Genomic DNA, 22,102 nt, shown 5'->3' on the forward strand with positions numbered 1-22,102 from the left:
GCGTGGCCCCGCGCGTCGATGACGGAGAGGGTGGTGAAGCCGGGGCCGGGCGCGGGCGCCAGGAGCTGGGGGCCACGCCGCCCGCGTCTCGGTCGAGCTCCGCTGACCTTTCATCTTTCCGAAAATACGCCGGGTGAATTCGCCGCAGGCGAAGAGGGCGGAGCCCTCCACCCACCCCACGGCACGGCTCACTCGCCGGGCAGGTCGCCTGTCCCGAACCCTTCGTTCAGCACCCGCACCTCGCGCTGCGGGAAGGGGATCGAGATGCCGTTCTCGCGGAAGGCATCCCAGAGCGCGAGGTAGACGTTGCCGCGGATATTCGTGAGCCCGCCCGTCGGGTCCGAGATCCAGAACCGCAGGATGTAGTCGACCGAACTGTCCCCGAACCCCACGATATGACAGACCGGCGGACGGTCGTGCAGCACGCGGGTCACGCCCTTGGCGGCCTCGATGGCGACCCGGCGCACGAGATGCGGATCGTCGCCGTAGGCCGTGCCGAAATAGATGTCGAGCCGCACGAAATCGTTGGAATGCGACCAGTTCACCACCTGCCCGGTGATCAGATCCTCGTTCGGGATCAGGTATTCCTTGCCGTCCCGCGTGGTGATCGAGACATAGCGCGCGCCCAGGCTGTTGATCCAGCCGAAGGTCTCGCCCAGCGAAATCACGTCGCCGGGCTTGATCGACTTGTCGAGCAGGATGATCACGCCCGACACGAGGTTCGACACCACCTTCTGCAGGCCGAAGCCCAGCCCGACGCCGATGGCTCCCGAAAGCACCGCGAGGCCGGTCAGGTCCACGCCCACCAGCCGCAGCCCCAGGAAGAAGGCCGCGCCGTAGAGCACCACCTGCAGGATCTTGACCGCCAGCACCTGCATCGAGGGCGAGATCTCGGCGTTGCGCCGGATGCGCTCGGCCGAGGTCACCGACAGGAACCGCGCCAGCGCGATGAGCGCGGCCACCAGGACGATCGCCTGCACCAGCAGCCAGGCCGACAGGCGCACCTCGCCCAGCGACACGGCGATCCCGTCCAGCAGCGTCTGCGTCTCGTCGGTCAGCCCCAGGATCTCGAGCGTGACCCAGGTCCAGGCCCCGTAGCGCACGAGGCTGCGCAGCAGCGCGTTGCCGATCAGCCGCGTCGCGAAGGTCACGAAGAGCCAGGCCGTGGCCAGCTGCGCGATGATCGCGAGGACATAGGACCGCGAGGGCCATGTCCATTCCCGCATCGCCAGCACCACCAGCCACAGCAGCACGACGTAGACGATCATCCGCATGCGGCGATGCACGATGATGAGCACCCGCAACCGCCAGCGCGGCCAGCCGTCCCGCCCGCGCAGCCAGTCGTGGAACCGCGGCCGCACGCCGGCCGCGATGACATGCGCCAGCGCGAAGAGCCCCGCGGCAATCAGAAGCTGGTAGAGGTTCCACTCGCGCGTCAGGATCTGCAGGTAGAAATCTCCCCAGTGGAGAAGATCCTGCAGCATGGCCTGCAACAACTCGAGCGGAGGTTGCTGGTCCGGCGGATGCGGGTTCATGACAGGTCGCGCGCGATCATGTCGCCAGAGTTGCACCGCCGCGGAACCGGGGGCAAGACCGTCCGTCCGGCCCCGGGTCCCGCGACGACGCGGCTCAGAAGCGTTCGAGCAACCGCTCGAGGTATTCCAGCTCTTCCTCGGGGCGCTCGCCCTCGCCCGAGCGGCGCCGGATCTCGTCCAGCAGCTCGCGCGCGCGGCGGTAGACGTCCTCGCCCTGCAGCATGGTCTCGTCGGTCCCGAGCTGCCCGTTCGAGCCCGCGTTGCGCCCCAGCGGATCGCGCTGCTGGCCGGGGTTCGTGCCCTGCGCCTGCCCCTGCGCGCCCTGGTTCTGCTGCTGGCCCTGCTGCGCCAGCGCCTCGCCGAGGTTGCGCATGCCCTCGCGCAGCGCCTCCATGGCCTGTGACTGGTCGTCGATGGCCCCCGGAAGATCGTCCTGCCGCAGCGCCTCCTCGGCGCCCTCCATCGCCTCCTCGGCGCGGCGCAGCGCCTCGCGCGCGGCCTCGCCCGGCTCGGTGCCGGCGCCGGGCAGGTTCTGCTGCTGGCGGTTCAGCTCGTCGCGCAGCGCCTGCTGGCGGTCGGCCAGGTCCTGCTCGAGCGACTGCTCGCCGCCCCGGCCCTGCTGGCCCTGCCCCGGCTGCTGCCCCGAGCCCTGGCCCATGCCCTGCCGCTGGCCCTCGCCGTCGCGGCCCTGCTGGCCCTCGCGGCCCTGGCCCTGTTGCCCCTGCTGGCCCTGGTTCTGACCCTGCTGCTGGCCCTGCTGGCCGTTCTGCCCCTGCTGACCGGGGTTGAACTGCTCCTGCAGGTCGCGGAAGGCCTCGTCCGACAGGCCCTGCTGGTCGCGCAGCGTCTCGGCAAGGCCGTCCATGGCCTGCTCGCCGGGCGACTGGCCCTGCCCCTGGCCCTGGGTGACCTGCATGTTCTCCATCATCTGCCGAAGCTGCTCCAGCGCCTCCTGCGCCTCGGCCATGCGGCCCTGCTCCATCAGCTCCTGGATGCGGTCCATCATGCGCTGCAGGTCGTTCTGGCTCATCTCCATGGAGTTCTGGCTCTGCGCCATGTCCTGGTTCTGGTCAGGGTTCTGCTGCTGCTGCCGCGACAGCTGGCGCAGGTAGTCGTCGGTCGCCTCGCGCAGCTCCTGCATCAGCTCGGCGATCTCCTCCTCCGAGGCGCCGTTCTTCATCGCCTCGGTCAGCCGGTCCTGCGCCCGCTGCAGCCGCTCCAGCGCGTCGGCAAGATCGCCTTCCTCGAGGATCAGCGCGAGATCCCACATCGCCTGCGCCAACTCGTCCTGCTGCTCGGGCGTCATGCCCTGCGCCTCAAAATCCTCGAGCCGCGCCAGGATCGTGCGCATCCGCAGATAATGCACCGCCGAGCGGAAGATGTCGTCGGGCCGGTGCCGCACCGCCCGCAGGATCTGCGAGATATCGTCCGCGTTTTCGCGGTTCCACAGCAGCGCCCGGCGCTGCTCGATCAGCGCTGCCGCCAGCGGATCGAAGAACCGCCGCCCGGGCAGCGTGATCACCTCGCCCGCGTCCTCGCCGGTCTGCCCGGCCTCGTCCTGCACCGTAAGGTTCAACCGCACCGGCAGGTTCGCCCAGGGATGCTCCGAGAAGTTGCCCACCAGCGTCTCGGTGAACTCCGCCCGGTCGCCCGCGATGGGCATGGGCAGCGGCACCTCGATCGCGGCGCGCTCCTCGGGCGCGATCTCCAGCCCGTAGCGCCGGTCGACCTCGTCCAGCGCCAGCGTGATCCGCGCCGTGCCCGCCACGACGCCGTAGTCGTCACGCGCGGTGAAGGGAATCTGCGCCTCGCCCTCGTAGCTGACCTCGATCTCGCCCTCGCGCGCCACGCTGGGTGCCGCGTCCGGCGTCATCGCGATCTCCCAGGCGCGGCCGCCCGGCCCCTCGACCGCCAGCCGCCCCGAGCGCACCACGGCAAACTCCTGCGCCGTCTCCTGCGCCTGTTCCTCGTTCTCCAGCGGCCGGCCCGAGACGCTCTCCTCGACGCTCAGCGCGCCCACCTCGCCGTACATGCGCAGCGTGATCTGCGCGCCCTCGGGCACGTCGATGCCGGGCGCGGTGATGTCGTTGAGGTAGACCGCCGGCATCCGGGTATAGCCCGGCGGCTCCATCCAGCCCTCCCACGCGGGCCCCGCCGCGAGATCCGGGCCGCTCGGCCCCATCGCCGTCACCGAGGAGACCCGCAGGAACGAGCCGAAGACCAGCGCCACCAGCAGCGCCAGCAGCGCGACGTAGCGCAGCGCGAAGGGATCGGCGCGCGAGACCTTCAGGTCGGGCTCGACCGCGCGGGCCCTGGCCAGCCGCGCGCGCATCCGCGCCTGGTGCGCGACCCAGACGGCATGCGAGCCCATGTCGCCCGCACCCACGGCCTGGTCGTCCATCGCGGCCTGGATCGGGTTGCCGCGCATCGTCCCGTCGAGCCGCGCCACCGCCTCGGCCCGGCGCGGCCAGTGCAGGCGCCGCACCCCGTACCACAGCGCCCAGAGCGCCCCGCCCGCAAAGACCGCGGCCCCGGCCCAGACCCATTCCACCGCAACAAGGTCCTGCACGCCCAGCATCAGCATGGCCAGCGCGGCGATGAGCACCGACCACAACGGCCAGAAGGCCCGCGTGATCCGCTCGGCGGCCATGCCCCAGAGCGTGAGGCGCAGCGGCCACTTGATGGGTGTCAGGATGTCGGCGCGGTCGGGCTCGGTCGAGGCCATGGGGTCTCCCTGCGGTCCGGGTGGCCGCCGGGAGGATGCCCTACAGCCACTCGGGCAGCGTATCGCGCTTTATCATGTCGTCAAAGGACGGTCGCGGACGAATGACGGCGAATTGATCGTCTTTCACCATGACCTCGGGGGTCAGTGCCCGCGTATTGTACTCGCTCGACATCACCGCGCCGTAGGCGCCCGCCGAGCGGAAGACCACGCGATCCCCCGCCGACAGCGTCGGCATCGTGCGGCCGCGGGCAAAGGTGTCGCCGCTCTCGCAGACCGGGCCCACCACGTCGTAGGGCACCTGCTCGGCCCCCGCTTCGGGCTCGACCACGGGCACGATGTCGTGGTGCGCGTCGTACATCGCCGGGCGGATCAGGTCGTTCATGGCCGCGTCGAGAATCAGGAAATCCCGCCCCTCGCCCTGCTTCACGTAGATCACCTCCGAGACCAGAACCCCCGCGTTGCCCGCGATCAGCCGCCCCGGTTCGATCTCGATCTCGCAGCCCAGGTGCCCCAGCTCGCGCTCGATCAGCGCGCCGTACTCCACCGGCAGGGGCGGCGCCTCGTTGCTGCGCGTGTAGGGAATCCCGAGGCCCCCGCCCAGGTCCAGCCGCGTGATCTCGTGCCCGTCGCCGCGCAGCACCTCCGTCAGCTCGGCCACCTTGCGGTAGGCCAGCGCAAAGGGCTCGAGGTCCGTCAGCTGAGAGCCGATGTGCACGTCGATGCCCACCACCTTCAGACCCGGCAGCGCCGCCGCCTCGGCATAGACCTCGCGCGCTCGCGAGATCGGGATGCCGAACTTGTTCTCGCTCTTGCCGGTGGCGATCTTGGCATGGGTCCTGGCGTCCACGTCCGGGTTCACCCGGACCGTGATCGGCGCCTCCACGCCCAGCGAGACCGCCACCTCCGAGATCACCCGCATCTCGGGCTCGCTCTCGACGTTGAATTGCCGGATGCCGCCCTCCAGCGCCATGCGGATCTCCTCGCGCGTCTTGCCGACGCCGGAAAACACGATTCGCTCGCCCGGAACGCCGGCGGCCTTCGCCCGCGCGTATTCCCCGCCCGAGACCACGTCCATGCCCGCGCCCGCCTCGGCCAGCGTGCGCAGGATCGCCTGGTTGCTCGCCGCCTTCATCGCGTAGCACACCAGGTGCGGCCCCCAGGCCAGCGCCTCGTCGAAAAGCTGGAAGTGCCGCAGCAGCGTCGCCGTCGAATAGAGGTAGAACGGCGTGCCGACCGTGGCCGCGATCTCGGCCACGGGCACGTCCTCGGCATAGAGCTGCCCGTCACGATAGAGAAAATGGTCCAAGCCGGCCTCCGCTTCCTTCGGCGCCGCAGATAGCGCAGGGGCGGCGATCACGCCAGTCCCCCGGCTTCTTCTTGTTCCAAATACGCAAACCCGCCCTCGGCGCCGCGCGCCGTCAGACCGGGCGCGACCGGAACCACAGGTAGAGCGGAAAGCCGCAGCTCACCCCGATGCAGAAGGTCGCCGGGATCGCCAGCAGCGCCACCCAGTTGCGGCGCAGGGCCACCTCGGCCAGGATCCACAGCGTCAGCGTCACCGCCGCGATGGTCAGGTCCCAGGTCAGCCCGGTGGTCGAGGCATTGACGTACCAGGCGTCGATCATTCCGCCCAGGTCCCAGCCGTTGCCCGCCAGCCAGGTGATGAACCAGTACATCGGATGCACCGCGCCCCAGGCCGCCAGCACCAGCCAGAGATGCCGCAGCCGCGGGCTCACGGGCTGTGGATCCCGATCTCCGCGGTGCCGCTCACCGAAATGTCGATCGGCCGCCGGGGTTCGGGCCGCTCCGGCTCGCCGTCGGCGCCGCAGGCCGCCAGCAGTCCCAGCACGCAGATCGCGAGAAGTGGTCTCATCCCAGGGTCTCCTTCCAGCGCGTCACCTGCTCGAGCACCCGCACCGGGGCCGTGCCCCCGTAGCTCGTGCGGCTCGCCACGGAATTATGCACGCCGAGCACGTCGAAGACACCCTCGGTGATGGCATCGTGAACGCCCTTCATGTCCTCGAGCGTCAGGTCCGGCAGATCGCAGCCCCTCTGCTCGGCCAGCGCCACCAGCGCGCCGGTCGCGTGATGCGCCTCGCGGAAGGGCAGCCCGGTCTCGCGCACCAGCCAGTCGGCGAGATCCGTCGCGGTGGAAAAGCCCGAAGCGGCGGCCGCCTCGAGCGCCTCGCGGTTGGCCGACATGTCGCGCACCATGCCCTCCATCGCGGCCAGCGCCAGCATCAGGTTGTCGGCGGCGTCGAAGACCTGCTCCTTGTCCTCCTGCATGTCCTTGGAATAGGCCAGCGGCAGCCCCTTCATCACCGTCATCAGCGCCACGTTCGCCCCGAAGATCCGGCCGATCTTGGCACGGATCAGCTCGGCGGCGTCGGGGTTCTTCTTCTGCGGCATGATCGAGGAGCCGGTCGAGAACCGGTCCGAGAGCGTCACGAAGCGGAACTGGGCCGAGGACCAGATCACCAGCTCCTCGGCGAAGCGGCTCAGGTGCATCGCGCAGATGCTGGCCACCGACAGGAACTCGAGCGCGAAGTCGCGGTCGCTCACCGCGTCGAGCGAGTTGGCCGTCGGCCGGTCGAAGCCCAGCGCCTCGGCCGTCATGTGCCGGTCGATGGCGAACCCGGTGCCCGCCAGCGCGGCCGAGCCCAGCGGGCTCTCGTTCATCCGCGCCCGCGCGTCGCGCACCCGGCTCAGGTCTCGGGCGAACATCTCGACGTAGGCCAGCATGTGGTGGCCCCATGTCACCGGCTGCGCGGTCTGCAGGTGGGTGAAGCCCGGCATCACCCAGTCGGCCCCCGCCTCGGCCTGGCCGACGAGCGCGCGCATCAGCGCCAGCAGCCCGCTCTCGGCCGCGTCGAGCTGGTCGCGCACCCACAGCTTGAAATCCGTCGCCACCTGGTCGTTGCGCGACCGCGCGGTGTGCAGCCGGCCCGCGGGCTCGCCCACGATCTGCTTGAGCCGCGCCTCCACGTTCATGTGGATGTCTTCCAGCGCGGTCGAGAAGACGAAGCGCCCGTCGTCGATCTCTGACAGTACCGTGAGCAGCCCTTCCTTGATCGCCGCCGCATCGCTATCACTGAGGATGCCCGTGGCGGCCAGCATGTCGGCATGGGCTCTCGAGCCGGCGATGTCCTGCGCCGCGAGCCGCTTGTCGAAGCCGATGGAGGCGTTGATCGCCTCCATGATCGCATCCGGCCCCGCGGCAAAGCGGCCGCCCCACATCTGGTTCGAGGTCTTGTCCGTCATGCTCTGCCTTTCCGGAGGGAAGATGAAGAAACTGGCTCTCGCGCTCCTCTATACCGCCGCCACGGTCCTTGCAATTCCGGCCCATGCCGATGTCGAGGCCGCGCAGGCGCTGCGCGACGGTGACATGAAGAAGCTCAATTTCCACGCCGAGGCGAAACCGGCCGGCACCAATGCCTTCGAGTCCTTCGACGGCGACCCGCTGACGCTCGAGGACTGGCAGGGGAAATGGGTGCTGGTGAATTTCTGGGCCACCTGGTGCGCCCCCTGCCGCGAGGAGATGCCGGCCCTGGCGCAGCTTCAGACCGACATGGGCGGCGAGGATTTCGAGGTCGTGACCGTCGCGGCCGGGCGCAACCCCAAGCCCGCCATGACGAGTTTCTTCGACGAGATCGCCGTCGACAACCTGCCGCTCCACCGCGACCCCAAATCGGCGCTCGCCCGCGAGATGGGCGTGCTGGGCCTGCCGATCACCGTGATCCTGAACCCCGAAGGCGAGGAAGTCGCGCGCCTTCAGGGCGATGCCGACTGGGCCTCGGACGAGGCGCGCGCGGTGATCGGGGCGCTGATCGGCGCCGGGGGCTGATCCCGGCGCCCGCGCTCAGCGCAGCGCCATCAGGATTCGTCGTGACCGGATGCGGCGACCGCTCCGGTGATCGCGCCGCCATCCCGAAAGCGCCGCGCCGATGCGGTCCAGCTCCAGCGCCCCGGTCGCGATCCGCCCGTCGAGGCCCCATTCCTTCCAGGCAAGGCCGCCGGGCGTCTCCAGCGTCACCCGGCGGCGCAGTTCGCGGAAGCCCTCGGGATGCAGGATGACGTAATCGCAGACCCCCGCCGTCCGTGCGCAGCGGAAGGGCTCGAACCGCGTGACCGCGCCCCCGGCCGAGACCTCGCGCACCACCTCGCCGCGCTGGGTCGTGTAGTAGCTGCCGGCAAAGACCACCCGGGCCTCGCGCCCCTCGTAGGTGTCGAAGCGGAAAAGCCCGCCTTCGCGCCCGCGCGCGACATGGCTGACGACGCCGCCGTCCTCGTCCTCGATCACCATGAGCGAGCCCGGCGCCATGCGCATGGTCTGCCAGGCGATATCGGCACGCGCGGCCCCGGCGACTGCCAGGGCGGCAAGCAGGACGGCAACACGGCGCATCACGACGCGACCTCCGGCAAGTGGGCCCCCACCCACGCCGCCGAATGTGTCGAAAAATTGACGCAAAGCAAGAGATTTGCCGGATTTCGGCCACATATCACCAGGCCGGGCCAACAATGCTGTCCGCCTCGTCGAATCGTTTCCGTTCCGGCATCACGGACGGGACAGGACCCGTCGCGTCAGATCAGGAAATCGTCCGCAGTCAGGTCCATGATGCCCGTCAGCTGGATCTCGAAATCGGCGATTGCATCGCCATCGACGTCCGCCTCGACAATCGTGTTGCCGCCCTCGTGCCGGTAGCCCAGCTCGCCCGCCGTTCCGCTGAGGCCCTCGATGCCCACGAAGTCGAAGGCCTGCTTGAAGCCCTGCGTCGTGTCCGCGTCGAACCGTCTGATCTCGATCCGGTCCTCGCCGGAGACGAAATCGGTGATGACGTCGCGGTTGCCCGCGCCGGGCCGGGATTCGGCGATGTTGAAGTAGATGTAGCGGTCGCGCCGGTCCTCCTGGTCGCCCCCGGTCATCGTGTCCGCGCCCATCCCGCCGTAGAAGGCATCCGCCCCGTCCTCGCCGAAGAGCAGGTCGTCGCCCTGCCGCCCGTAAAGCCGGTCCGACAGCCCGCCGGCGTAGAATTCGTTGTGCCCGTTGTCGCCGCGCAGCTGGTCGACGGTGCCCCCGGTCCGAAAGACCTCGATGCCGGAAAATGTATCGCCCACCGCGTCGCCGTACATGTAGACATCGTTGAGCAGGTCCACCCGCACCGAACGGGACGCGCTCTCGTAGCTGACGGTGTCCTCTCCGGCCCCGCCGATGAAGTGATCGGCCCCCGCTCCGCCGTCGAGCACATCGTCGCCGGCATAACCCCGAAGGGTGTCATCACCGGCCCCGCCCGTGATCCGGTCGTCGAAAAGCGTGCCACGCAGCACCTCGGAGGCCTCCGTGCCCTCGAAGCTGTAGAAATCCGCGAGCGGCGAGGCGCCAAGGAGCGTTCCGGACACGCCCAGCGTGGCGAGGAAGGTGGCCCCGCCCGCATCGGGATCGAGCCGGTAGACGTTATCGCCGGTATAGCCGATCGGCCCCGCGTCATCGCGGCTCAGACCCGGAATCGCGGCCAGCCCCGAGACGACGCGCGACAACTCGGCGCCCGTGTCCGCGTCGAGCCGCAGCAGATCGCCGCCCGCGGCACTCAGCAGAATGACGCCGTCCTCGACCAGCAGATCGCCCGAGGACGTGACCCCGTCGGGCAGCGTGACGGTGCGCACCACCGCGTCCGACGCGGGATCGACAACGGCCACCTCCGAGACGTTCTCGAAGCCGACGTAGAGCAGGCCCGCCTCGTCCACCGCCAGCGCGTTTGCATCCTGCCCCGCAAAGCTCGCAATCGGCCCCGACCCGAAAACGCCCCCCGCCAGGCTGGCGCGGTAGAGCGTCGTGTAGTCCAGCAGGTAGAGCGTACCGTCCAGCCCGACGGCGACGTCGGTCACCGTGCCCGCCACCTCCGACATGTCGGCAATCAGCGTCGTGACATCGCCCGTGCCCTCGGCGACGCGGTAGAGCGTCGACGGCGTGACGAGAAGGGAATCCATGGAACATCTCCGGCCATCGGGACGCAGGATCGCGCCCCGGCGGCCAACATGCCCAGGATTGTGTCAACTTGAAGGCAAAGGTTAACGGCAGTGGCGCTCAGCCGACCTCGTGGACCTCCACGATGTTGCCGTCCGGGTCGTAGAAGAAGATCTGCCGCCAGCCCTGCACGGCGGCGTTCTCCCAGTCGGAGTAGGGAATGCCCTCGGCCTCGAGATGCGCCTTGAAGGCCGCGAGATCGTCGGTGCGGTAGGCGATGTGGCCCTTCACGAGCGGGTTCACGATCTGCCCGGTCTTGAAGCCCGCCAGCACGTCCTTCTGCGCGAGGTGCAGCTGCACCGCTCCGTCCCAGACGAACCCCACGTCGCCGGAATAGCCCTTGGTCTTCTCCAGCACGGGAATGTCCTCCTCGGTCTCGTCGAGGCAGAGAACCCGCCGGTAGAACTCGGTCATCTCCTCCACCTTCTCGGTGGAGAGATTGACGTGGTGCAGCTTGAGCTTCATGCGATATGTCCTCCCGCGGGGAAGACTGCGGCGCGGCCCCCCGCGATGCAAGCCCGTCAGCGGCAGTAGGCCCCGCCGCGATAGCGCGCCGTGTCGAAATGCAGGTGATCGGCGTGGTAGCCGTCCGACCCCGGCCCCAGCACCGTGCCGAAGATCCCGCAGGCGTCAGAGTGGACGCGGCGCAGCATGGGGCCGTCGCGGCTGGTGCCCCAGCCGCCCAGAACCGTGACCTCGCCCCCGTTGCGCAGCGTGAAGCCCGAGATGTCGATGGCCCGGCCCTTTCCGTGTTCGCTGATCTTGGCGCCGCGCTGGTTGTTCCGCGTCCGGCAGGCGTAATGCGCCGCCACCCGGATCCGTGCCACGCCGCCACCGCGCTGCCCGACCGCCGGTTTCAGCGAGCGATTGATCCATGTCTTGAGGGCGCCCGCCGTGCGGCAGTCCATCACCGGCTGCTGGGTAAAGCCCACGCCCGCGACCGACCGCAGCCTCACGGCCTTCTGGATTCCGCAGCCACCGATGCGGCCGGGGACGTAGCCCAGCGCCTCGCCCTGGATCGAGATATCGCCGCAGACCGCGCCGCGGCGCGCCTCGCGGCGTTTCGCCATGGCCTTCTGCACCACGGCCGGCGGTCTCAGGAAGGGCCGCAGCGAGGCGCCGATCGCCTGCGGCGAGCGCGTCGCAAAAGCCTGCGCCCGCGCGATCGACAGCGCCGCCGTCTCGGGCACGAACCCCGGCACGCCGGCGGCCTTCAGCTCCTGCGCCAGCCGCGCCTCGGCCAGGGTGCCCGACATCTCGGCAGGCCGCAGACGCGGACGGCGCTCGGGCCCCGCGGCGGGCGCTTCGGCGGCATCCGCCGCCACGACGGTCTCGCCCCGCGCGACGGGGCGTGTCGATTGCTCCGGCGCCCGTGCCGCGACCGCCCCCGCAAGGGTCAGGCCGAGCATCAGGGCAACCGCGAACCGCATCATGTCTCCGTCTTGATCCGTCCGAAATCGGGCGCGTCGGTGTCCTGGCCGGCCTGAAGGATGCCGCGCCGGATCTCCCGCGTATGGGTAAAGTAGTCGAAGAGGGTCTCGCCGTCACCCGTCCGGATCGCCCGCTGCAGGGCAAAGAGCTCCTCGGTGAAGCGGCCGAGGATCTCCAGCGTCGCCTCCTTGTTGGTCAGGAAGACGTCGCGCCACATGGTCGGATCGCTCGCCGCGATGCGGGTGAAGTCGCGGAAACCGGCGGCCGAGAACTTGATGACCTCCTGGTCCGAGACCCGCCGCAGGTCGTCGGCCACGCCCACCATGGTATAGGCGATGAGGTGCGGGATATGGCTCACCACCGCGCAGACGAGATCGTGATGCTCGACATCCATGCGCTCGGTATTGGCGCCCAGCGCCCGCCAGAAGGCCTCGAGCCGCGCGACCGCGGCCTCGTCGGCGCTCTCCGGCACGATCAGGCACCAGCGGTTGTCGAAAAGCTGCGCAAAGCCCGCCTCGGGGCCGGAATGCTCGGTCCCCGCCATGGGGTGGGCGGGCACGAAATGCACGCTCTCGGGCAGGTGCGGGCCGACCGCCTCGATCACGGCCTTCTTGACCGAGCCCACGTCGGTCACGGTCGCGCCGGGCTTGAGATGCGGTGCGATGGTCTCGGCCACCCGGCCCATGACGCCCACCGGGGTCGCCAGCACCACCAGATCGGCGTCCTTCACGACCTCTTCGAGGCTGTCGCAGATGCTGTCGCACAGCCCGATGCGGCGCGCGGTCTCGCGCGTCTCGGCCGAGCGCGCATAGCCCGCGACATGGCCCTGCATGCCGGCCCGCCGCATGGCCCAGAACATCGACGATGCGATCAGGCCCAGCCCGATCAGCGCGACGCGGGGATAGCTCATCGCGCACCTGCCTTGAACAGCCCGATGCAATGCGCCACCCGGCGGCACGAGGCCTCGTCGCCCACGGTGATGCGCAGCGCCGCGGGCAGCTTGTAGCCCGTCACCCGCCGCACGAGGATGCCCTGCCCCTGCAGGTAGGTGTCGCAGGCGGCGGCCTCCTCGGCATCGGCGAAGCGCGCCAGCACGAAGTTGGCGGTCGAGGCATCCGAGGGCACGCCGTGCTCGGCCAGTGCCTCGGCCAGCCAGGCCCGCAGGCGGGTGTTCTCGCTGCGCGACTTCTCGACGTAGGCGCTGTCGCGCACCGCCGCCTCGGCGGCGGCCAGAGCCACGCCGGAGAGGTTGAATGGCTGGCGGATGCGGTTCAGCACGTCGATGATCTCGCGCGGGCCGTAGCCCCAGCCGACGCGCATGCCCCCCAGCCCGTAGAGCTTCGAGAAGGTGCGCGTCATCACCACGTTGTCGCGCGCATGCACCAGCTTGGCCCCGCCGTCGTAACCCTCGACATACTCGGCATAGGCGCCGTCGAGCACCAGCAGCGCCCGCTCGGGCAGGTTCGCGGCCAGCCGCTCGATTTCCGAGAGGCCGATCATCGTGCCGGTGGGGTTGTTCGGGTTGGCGATGAAGACCAGGCGCGTGCGCTCGGTGCAGGCCTCCAGGATGCTGTCCACGCAGACCACGCGCTCGCGCTCGGGCACCTCGACGGGCGTGGCACCGACCGCATGGGCGAGGATGCGGTACATGGCAAAGCCGTGCTCGGTGTGAATCACCTCGTCGCCGGCGCCGGCATAGGCATGGCACAGGAACTGCAGCACCTCGTCCGAGCCGACGCCGCAGATGATGCGGTCGGCCTCGAGGCCATGCGCCTCGGCGATGGCCTCGCGCAGCGCGGCGTGATCGGTGGGCGGGTAGCGATGCATCTCGTGCAGGCTGCGGCGCACGGCCTCCTGCGCGGCCGGCGAAGGGCCGTAGGGGTTCTCGTTCGAGCTGAGCTTGACGATGTTCGACACGCCCTCGACGCTGGATTTCCCGCCGACGTAGAGCGAGATTTCCATGATGCCGGGCTGCGGTTCGATGCCTGCCATGTCGCGCCTCCAGATGGTCCGCGACCTTCTACAGCGCGTGCGCCGCCGACGCCACCCTTCGCGGCACCGCGCGCGCCCAGCAAGAAAATTCGTCCGAATATTCTTGGCGCCCGGCCTCAGACGACGACGTCCAGCCGCTCCTGCTCGCCCACGCCGAAGACCCGCTTGTAGCGCGCGATCTCCTCGGCCGGGCCCATCGCCTTGTTGGGATTGTCCGACAGCTTGACCGTCGGGTTGCCGCCCGCACTCACCGCCTTGCAGACAAGGCTGAAGGGCGAGAGCCGGTCGTCCTCCGTCAGACCGCGGAAATCGTTGGTCAGCAGCGTGCCCCAGCCGAAGGACACCCGCACGCGCCCGGAAAACCGCCGGTAAAGGTCGAGGATCTTCTCCTCGTCCAGCCCGTCCGAGAAGATCACCAGCTTCTTGCGCGGGTCCTCGCCCCGGGCCTCCCACCAGGCGATGGCCGTCTCGGCGCCCTTGACCGGGTCGCCGCTGTCGATGCGGATGCCGGTCCAGCCCGCCAGCCAGTCCGGCGCCCGCTCGAGGAACCCCTCGGTGCCGTAGGTGTCGGGCAGGATGATGCGCAGGTTGCCGTCATGCTCGCGGTGCCAGTCGGCCAGCACGTCGTAGGGCGCGCGCGCGAGCGCCGCGTCGTCCTCGGCCATCGCGGCATAGACCATCGGCAGCTCGTGCGCGTTGGTGCCGATCGCCTCGAGATCACGGTTCTTGGCGATCAGGCAGTTCGAGGTGCCGGTGAACCCCTCGCCCAGCCCCTCGGTCATGGCCTGCACGCACCAGTCCTGCCAAAGAAAACTGTGCCGCCGGCGCGTGCCGAAATCGGCGATGCGCAGGCCCGGCACCTCGCGCAGGCGTTCGACCTTTTCCCAAAGCTTGGTGGTCGCGCGCGCGTAGAGCACCTGCATCTCGAACTTCTTCATGTCGTGCAGGACGGCGCGGCCGCGCAGCTCCATCAGCACCGCCAGCGCCGGGATCTCCCAGAGCATCACCTCGGGCCAGCTGCCCTCGAAGGTCAGCTCGTACTGGTCGCCCACGCGCTCGAGGTGGTAGGGCGGCAGGCGCAGGTTCTCGAACCATTCCATGAAGTCCGAGCGGAACATCTGCCGCTTGCCGTAGAAGGTGTTGCCGCGCAGCCAGGTGGACTCGCCCCGCGACAGCGAGAGCGAGCGGATGTGGTCGAGCTGCTCGCGCAGCTCGCCCTCGTCGATCAGACGGGCCAGCGGAACATGGGACGAGCGGTTGATCAGGCTGAAGGTGACCTGGATGTCCCGGTGATTGTGGAACACCGACTGGCACATCAGCAGCTTGTAGAAGTCCGTGTCGATCAGCGAGCGGACGATCGGGTCGATCTTCCACTTGTGGTTCCAGACTCTTGTCGCGATGTCCAAATCGGGGCCTCGTGCGCTTCGGGTCGATCCGGTGATACGGCATCCGGCGGCGAAGGGCCAACCTGTTTCTCCGGGCCCGCCCTGCCCCGGCCGTCCGCCGCGCCGGCGCGCGCCAGCGCCTCGAGCAGGGCGGCCTTGCGCAGCGGCTTGGCAAGGAAATCGTCCATGCCGGCCTCGAGGCAGGCCGCGCGGTCCGAGGCAAAGGCATTGGCGGTCAGCGCGATGATCCGGGGCTGGGGGATCGCCATCTCGCGGATGAGGCGCGTCGCGGCCAGCCCGTCGAGCTCGGGCATCGCCATGTCCATGAGAACCACGTCCGGCGGCGCGGCCTGCACCGCATCGGTCGCGGCACGGCCGTCTGCGGCCTCGGCGATGGTGACCGGCTGGTCGCGCAGGAAGCGCCGCACCAGCAGGCGGTTCGTCGCGTTGTCCTCGGCCAGCAGCAGGCGCATCGGCGGCACCCGTCCGCCGGCAACGCCCAGCCGGTCGAGGTGGTCGCGCACCGCCCCAGGCGGCGCCCGGCCCAGCCGCACCGTCAGCTCGAAACAGGCGCCAGGCGCCTCGTTGTCGATCAGCGTCAGGTCGCCGCCCATCCGCCGCGCGAGCTGGCGCGAGATCGCAAGACCCAGCCCCGTGCCGCCCAAGGGCCGCGTGTTGCCATTATCGGCCTGCTCGAACTGGTCGAAGATCCGCTCCGCCCGCGCCGGCGCGATGCCGGGTCCGGTGTCGGAGACCCGCAGTGTCAGCAGGTGGCCGTCCTCGTCCGAGGCGATCCCGGTGCCGAGGGTAACACCCCCGGCCTCGGTGAATTTCACCGCGTTTCCCAGCAGGTTGATGAGCACCTGCCGCAGCCGCCCGCTGTCGCCGCGCACCGCCTCGGGCAGGGCCGCCTCGTGGCAGAGGTCCAGAAACAGCCCCTTCTCGCGGGCCTGCGGGCGCAGCAGGTCGATCGCGTCGCGGATGCAGGCCGCGGGCGAGAAGGGCTCGGAGACGATCGGCATCTTGTCGGCCTCGAGCCGGGAGTAGTCGAGGATGTCGTTGATGATCTTCAGCAGCGCCTCGGCCGAGGTGCGGATGGTGTCGGCATAGAGTCCCTGGTCGCGGGTGAGCGCGGTCTCGGTCAGCAGGTCGACCATGCCGATGATCCCGTTCATCGGTGTGCGGATCTCGTGGCTCATGGTGGCGAGAAAGGCCGCCTTGGCGCGCGCCGCCTCCTCGGCCCGCGCCTTGGCCTCGGCCAGGTCCTCGGCGTGGTGGCGGGCCTCGGTCACGTCGCGTTCGGTGACGATGATCCGCTCGATCCCTCCGGCCTCCGCGGCGATGGGCACCACGACCGTATCCACCCAGATCTCGCGACCGTCGCGGGTGACGCCCCGCATCTCGCCCCGCCAGCTCTCGCCCGAGAGCATGGCCCGCGCGATCCGGCGCAGGCGGCTCGGATCCCCGTCGGGTAGGCCCGCAAGATCGACCGGATGACGACCCACGGCCTCTGCCACGGAATGGCCGCGCAGCCGCGTGAACCCCTCGTTCACCCATTGGATCCGGCCCCGCGGATCGCAGAGCATTATGCTGTCGCTGGCGTGCCGCGCCACAAGCGCGAGCCGCCGCGCCTCGGCCTGCTTGTCGCGCAGCTCGGCGTTGGCGCGGGCCAGCGCCTGCTGGCCCTCGAGCAGACGGCGGCTGTCCTCGGTCCGACGGCGCTCCGCGCCCTCGACGAAACGCAGGAAGACCGCCGCGATGAACCCCAGCATCGCGAGGCCCACCGCGTCGTAGACCAGCCCGCGCCCCGTCTCGCCGGTGACGATCTGGGCGAGGAAGCCGACCACCGCCACCGCCGCGTAGATCGCGATGCGCGCCCGTGCCGCGCCAGGGTGATAGGTCAGCACGACCCCCGCGTTCAGCACCGCCGCCGCGAGGAAGGCGAAGGAGAACAGCGAGGCCTCTCCCCCCATCGCGGTCGCCTGCGCAGCCAGAACGCAGCCCGAGATCGTCAGCGCCTGGATGCCCGCCGTGAACGTCGTGAGCCGCCGCAGCCCGCGCACCGACCGGCCCGCCGCCAGCGCGGCGGGCACGCGGCGCAGGACGCCGCAGTCCACCGCCTCGCCCAGCAGGGCCAGCGCCGCGGTGAACAGCCCCAGCATCGGCGACACCAGCAGGCCCAGCGCGAGCGACCCCGCGAGCGTGGCGACCTGCCGGGACAGGAAATGCCGGACCCGCCCGCGCGCATAGCGCTCGAGCCGGCCGGCCGGGCTGACGCGCGCCTCGAATTCGGCCAGTGACGGCCGGTCCGCGCCTTCGATCTGCGGCATGGGGCGATACACCTCGCTCCTTGTTGCGGAGCGGGTCTACCCCATCGGAGGTTAAGGAAGCCGCAACAGGCTCAGGCCAGCGTGACCCCCGCCGCGCGCATCCCCTCCGCGCGCCGCCGCGAGCGATCCGTCGAGGTCGATCCCCCGGCAGGCCGCCTCGTGCACGGTCACGTCGAAGCCCAGCTTCGCCGCGTCAACCGCCGAGAAATTCACGCAGAAATCGGTCGCGAGCCCCACCATGGTCAGTCGTCCGATCCCCCGCGAGCGCAGGTAGCCCTCGAGCCCCGTGGGCGTCTCGTGGTCGTTCTCGAAGAAGGCCGAGTAGCTGTCGATCCCCGGCCGGAACCCCTTGCGGATGATCAGCTCGGCCCGCGTGGTGTCGAGATCGGCGTGAAAGGCCGCGCCGGGGCTGCCCTGCACGCAGTGGTCGGGCCAGAGCACCTGCGGCCCGTAGGGCATCTCGACCGTCTCCATCGGCGCGCGGCCCGGATGTTCGCTGGCAAAGGAGCTGTGGCCCGCCGGATGCCAGTCCTGCGTCAGGATCACGGCGTCGAACGCGCCCATCATGGCGTTGATCGGCGCGACCACCGCGTCGCCCTCCGCAACGCCAAGCGCCCCGCCGGGGCAGAAATCGTTCTGGACGTCGACGACGATGAGCGCGTGCATGGGAAGCCTCCTTTTGCGACAGGGGTAGGACCGCCCCCGCACTGCGTCAATGGCGCCGCGCCCGCCGGCTTGCCCGACTCGCGCGCGCGGCGTAAAGCGCCCGCATGTTCACCGTCTGCGCGCTCTACCATTTCACCCGCTTCGACGACCCGGAGGCCCTGCGCGGCCCGCTGGCGGACCTCTGCCGCGCGCAGGAGATCACCGGCACGCTGCTGCTCGCGCACGAGGGCATCAACGGCACCATCGCGGGCCCGCGCGCCGGGATCGACGCGGTGCTGGCGCACATCCGCGCCCTGCCCGGCTGCGCCGACCTCGAATGGAAGCTCTCCACCGCGACCGAGCGGCCCTTCGCCCGCATGAAGGTGCGTCTCAAGCGCGAGATCGTGACCATGGGGCAGCCCGATGTCGACCCGCGCGCCAGCGTCGGCCACTACGTCGACCCCGCCGAGTGGAACGAGCTGATCCGCTCGCCCGACGTCGCCGTGATCGACACGCGCAACGACTACGAGGTCGCCATCGGCACCTTCGAGGGCGCCGTCGACCCGCAGACCGAGAGCTTCCGCGACTTTCCCGCCTGGTGGGAGGCCAACAAGGAGCGCTTCCACAACAAGCGCATCGCCATGTTCTGCACTGGCGGCATCCGCTGCGAGAAATCCACCAACTGGCTGCTGCAGCAGGGCGTGCCCGAGGTCTACCACCTCAAGGGCGGCATCCTGAAATACCTCGAGGAAATGCCCGAGCAGGACAGCACCTGGCAGGGGTCCTGTTTCGTCTTCGACGGGCGGGTCTCGGTCGAGCACGGCCTGCGCGAGGGCCCGCACGAGCTCTGCCACGCCTGCCGCCGTCCGATCCTGCCCGAGGACCGCGCCCGCCCGGAATACGAGCACGGCGTCGCCTGCCATCTCTGCGTGGACGAGACCTCGGACGAGGACAAGGCGCGCTTCCGCGAGCGGCAGAAGCAGATCGCCCTCGCCCGGGCCCGCGGCGAGCGTCACCTGCACGCAGATGTGCCCGAGGACGGCTTCGACGCAGACGGCTGACGAAACAAGGGAAAGACCGGGCACAAGCCTTTCCGTGCGGCCATTGCCCGCCTATGGTGGCCTCGAAATGAAAGGAGGCACCATGCTCAGGAACGACCAGCTCGACGAGTGGGATCGCGAGAATTTCTTCCATCCCTCGACCCACCTGGCCGAGTTCGCCCGCGGCAACGTTCCGAACCGCGTCATCAAGACCGGCTCGGGCTGCCACATCACCGACCGCGACGGCGTCAAGCTGCTCGACGCCTTTGCCGGCCTCTACTGCGTGAACGTCGGCTACGGCCGCCCCGAGATCTCGGACGCCATCGCCGAGCAGGCCAAGGAACTCGCCTACTACCACGCCTACGTGGGCCACGGCACCGAGGCCTCGATCACGCTCGCCAAGATGGTGCTCGACCGGGCGCCGGGCAACATGTCCAAGGTCTACTTCGGCCTCTCGGGCTCGGACGCGAACGAGACCAACGTCAAGCTGGTCTGGTACTACAACAACATCCTCGGCCGCCCCGAGAAGAAGAAGATCATCTCGCGCTGGCGCGGCTACCACGGGTCGGGCCTGATGACCGGCTCGCTCACCGGGCTCGAGCTCTTCCACAAGGCCTTCGACCTGCCGCTCGCGCAGGTGATCCACACCGAGGCGCCCTACTACTACCGCCGGGCCGACGTCTCGATGTCGGAAGAGGCCTTCGTGCAGCACTGCGTCGACGAACTCGAGGCGCTGATCGAACGCGAGGGCGCGGACACCATCGGCGCCTTCATCGGCGAGCCGGCTCTGGGCACCGGCGGTCTCGTGCCGCCGCCCGCGGGCTACTGGCCGGCGATCCAGGCCGTGCTGAAGAAGCACGACATCCTGCTCATCGCCGACGAGGTGGTGACGGGCTTCGGCCGTCTGGGCTCGATGTTCGGCTCGTTCCACTACGGCATCGAGCCCGACCTCATCACCATCGCCAAGGGCCTGACCTCGGCCTATGCGCCGCTGTCCGGCACCATCGTCTCCGACAAGATGTGGAAGGTGCTCGAGGAGGGGACCGACAAGCTGGGCCCCATCGGCCACGGCTGGACCTACTCGGCCCACCCCATCGGCGCCGCGGCGGGTGTCGCGAACCTCGAACTCATCGACAAGCTGAACCTCGTCGAGAACGCGGGCACCGTCGGCGCCTACTTCAAGAACGCCCTGAACGAGGCCGTCGGCGCTCACGCCAACGTCGGCGAAGTCCGGGGCGAGGGGCTGCTCTGCGCGGTCGAATTCGTGCAGGACCGTGACAAGCGGGCCTTCTTCGACGCCTCGGAAAAGGTCGGCGCCCGTGTCGCGTCGGCCCTGCTGGAGGAAGGCGTGATCGCCCGCGCCATGCCGCAGGGCGACATCATCGGCTTCGCCCCGCCCTTCTGCATGACCCAAGCCGAGGCCGACGAGGTCGCCGGCAAGCTTGGCAAGGCGGTCAAGTCCGTGCTGGGCTGAGGCCCGTCACACCCCACGAACGCAAGGCGGCGCGACCCGGACCGGGCCGCGCCGTTTGTCTTTCGGGCCTACTGCGCCGCCTGCGCCATCGAGGCGGGGCGGATGTTGTGGTTCACCCGGAACAGGTTGCCCGGATCGTAGGTCGCCTTGATCTCGCGCAGCCGGTCGAGGTTCCCGCCATAGGCCTCGCCCAGCCGGCCGTCCTCGTCCTCGGGCATGAAGTTGACGTAGACGCTGCCCGCCGCGTCGGGCGCGCAGCGGTCGAAAAGATCGCGCGCCCAGCCGATGCAGGCCTCGTCCTTGGCGGGGTCGCTCCAGCGGGTGTGCACGTTCATCGTGAAATGCGCGTCGCGCTGCGGAAAGGCCGTCGCCCCCGAGGGCACCCGCGCCATCGCGCCGCCCACATGCGCCACGAAGACCTCGCACTGCGGGTCCGGCAGGGTATTCACCGCCGAGAGGATCGTGTCGATCGTCCCGTCGCCCAGCGTGATGAAGTCGTGGCTTTTCCAGTAGTTGCGCGCGCCCGGGGTCAACAGCGGGTCGAAGGCCGCCTGCCAGCCCACGAAGGGATGCGGGCTGATGACATCGGCGATCGGGTTGCCCAGCGCCCGCAGCCCGCGCATCGCCTCCTCGCCCTCGGCCATGTCGCCCGCGTAGCAGGCGGCAAAGATCAGCACCTCCTTGCCGTGCCACTCCTCGGGCAGGAAGGGCAGCGGCGGCGCCTTGCGCATCACCGACCAGACCGTCAGCTCGTCCGGCGCCTCGTCGCAGATCGCGCGGAACTCCTTGAGCAGCGCGGGCGCCTCGGCGATGGGGTGGACCACCAGCCCCGACAGGACCTCGGGGCCCACCGCGTGCAGGCGGAACTCGAAGGAGGCCACGACGCCGAAGTTGCCGCCGCCCCCGCGGATCGCCCAGAAGAGATCGGGATGCGCGTTCTCCGAGGCCCGCAGGATGCTGCCGTCGGCGGTGACGACGTCGGCCGAAATGAGGTTGTCGATGGTCATGCCGTACTTGCGCGTGATCCAGCCAAAGCCCCCGCCCAGTGTCAGCCCGGCGATCCCCGTGGTCGAGTTCACGCCCACCGGCAGCGCCAGCCCGTGCACCTGGGTCTCGCGGTCGACGTCGCCCAGCAGCGCGCCGGGCTCGACCCGCGCGGTGCGCGCCTCCGGGTCGACGTGGACCGAGCGCATCTGCGACAGATCCAGCAGCAGCGAGCCCTCTTCCACGGCAAGCCCGCCGATCTGGTGGCCCCCCGCCCGCACCGCGAGGCGCAGCCCGTTGTCCCGGGCGAAATTCACCGCCGCGCGGATGTCGCCCGCGCCAAGCGCCCGGACGACCAGCCCCGGCCTGCGGTCGATCATGCCGTTCCAGATGGTGCGCGCCGCCTCGTAGCCGGGCGCCCCCTCGATCACCACCTCGCCGCGCAGGCCCGCGCCCAGCGCGTCCAGCGCCTCGTCGGAAATCGGCACCCTGCCGCCGTCGAGCGCATTGAGTTCAATCCTCTGTGCCATGGTCATCCT

18 protein-coding genes and 1 pseudogene are annotated in these 22,102 nt (G+C 69.8%); 3 read left to right on the forward strand and 16 right to left on the reverse strand.

Going from position 1 to position 22,102, the window contains the following annotated elements:
* Window positions 1-188: 188 nt before the first annotated feature.
* From SALMUC_RS10060 to argH, 6 genes are all read right to left on the reverse strand, one after another.
* The gene (locus tag SALMUC_RS10060) at window positions 189-1,535 is read right to left on the reverse strand and encodes a mechanosensitive ion channel family protein (protein WP_020040507.1); all 1,347 of its coding nucleotides are present in this window, start codon (window positions 1,533-1,535) and stop codon (window positions 189-191) included.
* Between the two features lie 94 nt (window positions 1,536-1,629).
* Complete coding sequence (locus SALMUC_RS10065; RefSeq protein ID WP_020040506.1) at window positions 1,630-4,260, reverse strand: TIGR02302 family protein; 2,631 nt, start codon at window positions 4,258-4,260, stop codon at window positions 1,630-1,632.
* A gap of 40 nt (window positions 4,261-4,300) precedes the next feature.
* Window positions 4,301-5,566 carry a diaminopimelate decarboxylase gene (lysA, locus tag SALMUC_RS10070; protein ID WP_020040505.1) on the reverse strand — a complete coding sequence of 422 codons (1,266 nt, stop codon included), beginning with the start codon at window positions 5,564-5,566 and terminating at the stop codon, window positions 4,301-4,303.
* A 112-nt stretch (window positions 5,567-5,678) separates the two neighbouring features.
* Window positions 5,679-5,996: a DUF2834 domain-containing protein gene (locus tag SALMUC_RS10075; protein ID WP_020040504.1), complete on the reverse strand. Its 318-nt coding sequence runs from the start codon at window positions 5,994-5,996 to the stop codon at window positions 5,679-5,681.
* Window positions 5,993-6,133, reverse strand: coding sequence for a hypothetical protein (locus SALMUC_RS10080; RefSeq protein WP_020040503.1), 141 nt, complete (start codon window positions 6,131-6,133; stop codon window positions 5,993-5,995). Before SALMUC_RS10080 ends, SALMUC_RS10075 begins: the two co-directional genes overlap by 4 nt.
* Complete coding sequence (argH, locus tag SALMUC_RS10085) at window positions 6,130-7,521, reverse strand: argininosuccinate lyase (RefSeq protein ID WP_020040502.1); 1,392 nt, start codon at window positions 7,519-7,521, stop codon at window positions 6,130-6,132. The genes SALMUC_RS10080 and argH overlap by 4 nt, the downstream gene beginning before the upstream one ends.
* Window positions 7,522-7,543: 22 nt before the next feature.
* Between argH and SALMUC_RS10090 the strand changes: the two genes are divergently transcribed.
* Window positions 7,544-8,104, forward strand: a complete 561-nt coding sequence (locus SALMUC_RS10090; RefSeq protein ID WP_020040501.1) for a TlpA family protein disulfide reductase — start codon at window positions 7,544-7,546, stop codon at window positions 8,102-8,104.
* Between the two features lie 15 nt (window positions 8,105-8,119).
* Here the strand turns inward: SALMUC_RS10090 and SALMUC_RS10095 are convergent, their stop codons facing one another.
* From SALMUC_RS10095 to pncA, 9 genes and pseudogenes are all read right to left on the reverse strand, one after another.
* A complete protein-coding gene (locus tag SALMUC_RS10095) occupies window positions 8,120-8,662 on the reverse strand; it encodes a hypothetical protein (protein ID WP_021120177.1) in 543 nt (180 codons plus the stop codon).
* A 179-nt stretch (window positions 8,663-8,841) separates the two neighbouring features.
* Window positions 8,842-10,245: a calcium-binding protein gene (locus SALMUC_RS28195; protein ID WP_021120178.1), complete on the reverse strand. Its 1,404-nt coding sequence runs from the start codon at window positions 10,243-10,245 to the stop codon at window positions 8,842-8,844.
* 97 nt (window positions 10,246-10,342) lie between these two features.
* A complete protein-coding gene (locus SALMUC_RS10105) occupies window positions 10,343-10,747 on the reverse strand; it encodes a VOC family protein (protein ID WP_020040498.1) in 405 nt (134 codons plus the stop codon).
* A 56-nt stretch (window positions 10,748-10,803) separates the two neighbouring features.
* Window positions 10,804-11,712: an extensin-like domain-containing protein gene (locus SALMUC_RS10110; protein WP_020040497.1), complete on the reverse strand. Its 909-nt coding sequence runs from the start codon at window positions 11,710-11,712 to the stop codon at window positions 10,804-10,806.
* A complete protein-coding gene (locus SALMUC_RS10115) occupies window positions 11,712-12,623 on the reverse strand; it encodes a prephenate/arogenate dehydrogenase family protein (protein WP_020040496.1) in 912 nt (303 codons plus the stop codon). Before SALMUC_RS10115 ends, SALMUC_RS10110 begins: the two co-directional genes overlap by 1 nt.
* A complete protein-coding gene (hisC, locus tag SALMUC_RS10120; protein ID WP_020040495.1) occupies window positions 12,620-13,705 on the reverse strand; it encodes a histidinol-phosphate transaminase in 1,086 nt (361 codons plus the stop codon). Before hisC ends, SALMUC_RS10115 begins: the two co-directional genes overlap by 4 nt.
* Before the next feature lie 116 nt (window positions 13,706-13,821).
* Window positions 13,822-15,111 carry a nicotinate phosphoribosyltransferase gene (gene pncB / locus SALMUC_RS10125; RefSeq protein WP_020040494.1) on the reverse strand — a complete coding sequence of 430 codons (1,290 nt, stop codon included), beginning with the start codon at window positions 15,109-15,111 and terminating at the stop codon, window positions 13,822-13,824.
* On the reverse strand, window positions 15,048-17,420 hold the full coding sequence (locus SALMUC_RS10130) for a hybrid sensor histidine kinase/response regulator (protein ID WP_020040493.1): 2,373 nt from the start codon (window positions 17,418-17,420) through the stop codon (window positions 15,048-15,050). The genes pncB and SALMUC_RS10130 overlap by 64 nt, the downstream gene beginning before the upstream one ends.
* Before the next feature lie 71 nt (window positions 17,421-17,491).
* Window positions 17,492-18,086 (reverse strand): annotated as a pseudogene (gene pncA, locus SALMUC_RS10135) (bifunctional nicotinamidase/pyrazinamidase).
* Window positions 18,087-18,190: 104 nt separating this feature from the next.
* Here pncA and trhO point away from each other — a divergent pair.
* Both trhO and SALMUC_RS10145 read left to right on the forward strand, forming a co-directional pair.
* Window positions 18,191-19,126 (forward strand): oxygen-dependent tRNA uridine(34) hydroxylase TrhO, encoded by a 936-nt coding sequence (gene trhO / locus SALMUC_RS10140; protein WP_020040491.1) that lies wholly within the window; start codon window positions 18,191-18,193, stop codon window positions 19,124-19,126.
* Window positions 19,127-19,208: 82 nt separating this feature from the next.
* Window positions 19,209-20,579, forward strand: a complete 1,371-nt coding sequence (locus tag SALMUC_RS10145) for an aspartate aminotransferase family protein (protein WP_020040490.1) — start codon at window positions 19,209-19,211, stop codon at window positions 20,577-20,579.
* A gap of 68 nt (window positions 20,580-20,647) precedes the next feature.
* On the opposite strand, the gene SALMUC_RS10150 is transcribed toward SALMUC_RS10145, so the two are convergent.
* Window positions 20,648-22,093: an FAD-binding oxidoreductase gene (locus SALMUC_RS10150; protein WP_021120182.1), complete on the reverse strand. Its 1,446-nt coding sequence runs from the start codon at window positions 22,091-22,093 to the stop codon at window positions 20,648-20,650.
* Window positions 22,094-22,102: the final 9 nt, after the last annotated feature.

Source organism: Salipiger mucosus DSM 16094, from assembly GCF_000442255.1.
Lineage (GTDB): Bacteria > Pseudomonadota > Alphaproteobacteria > Rhodobacterales > Rhodobacteraceae > Salipiger > Salipiger mucosus.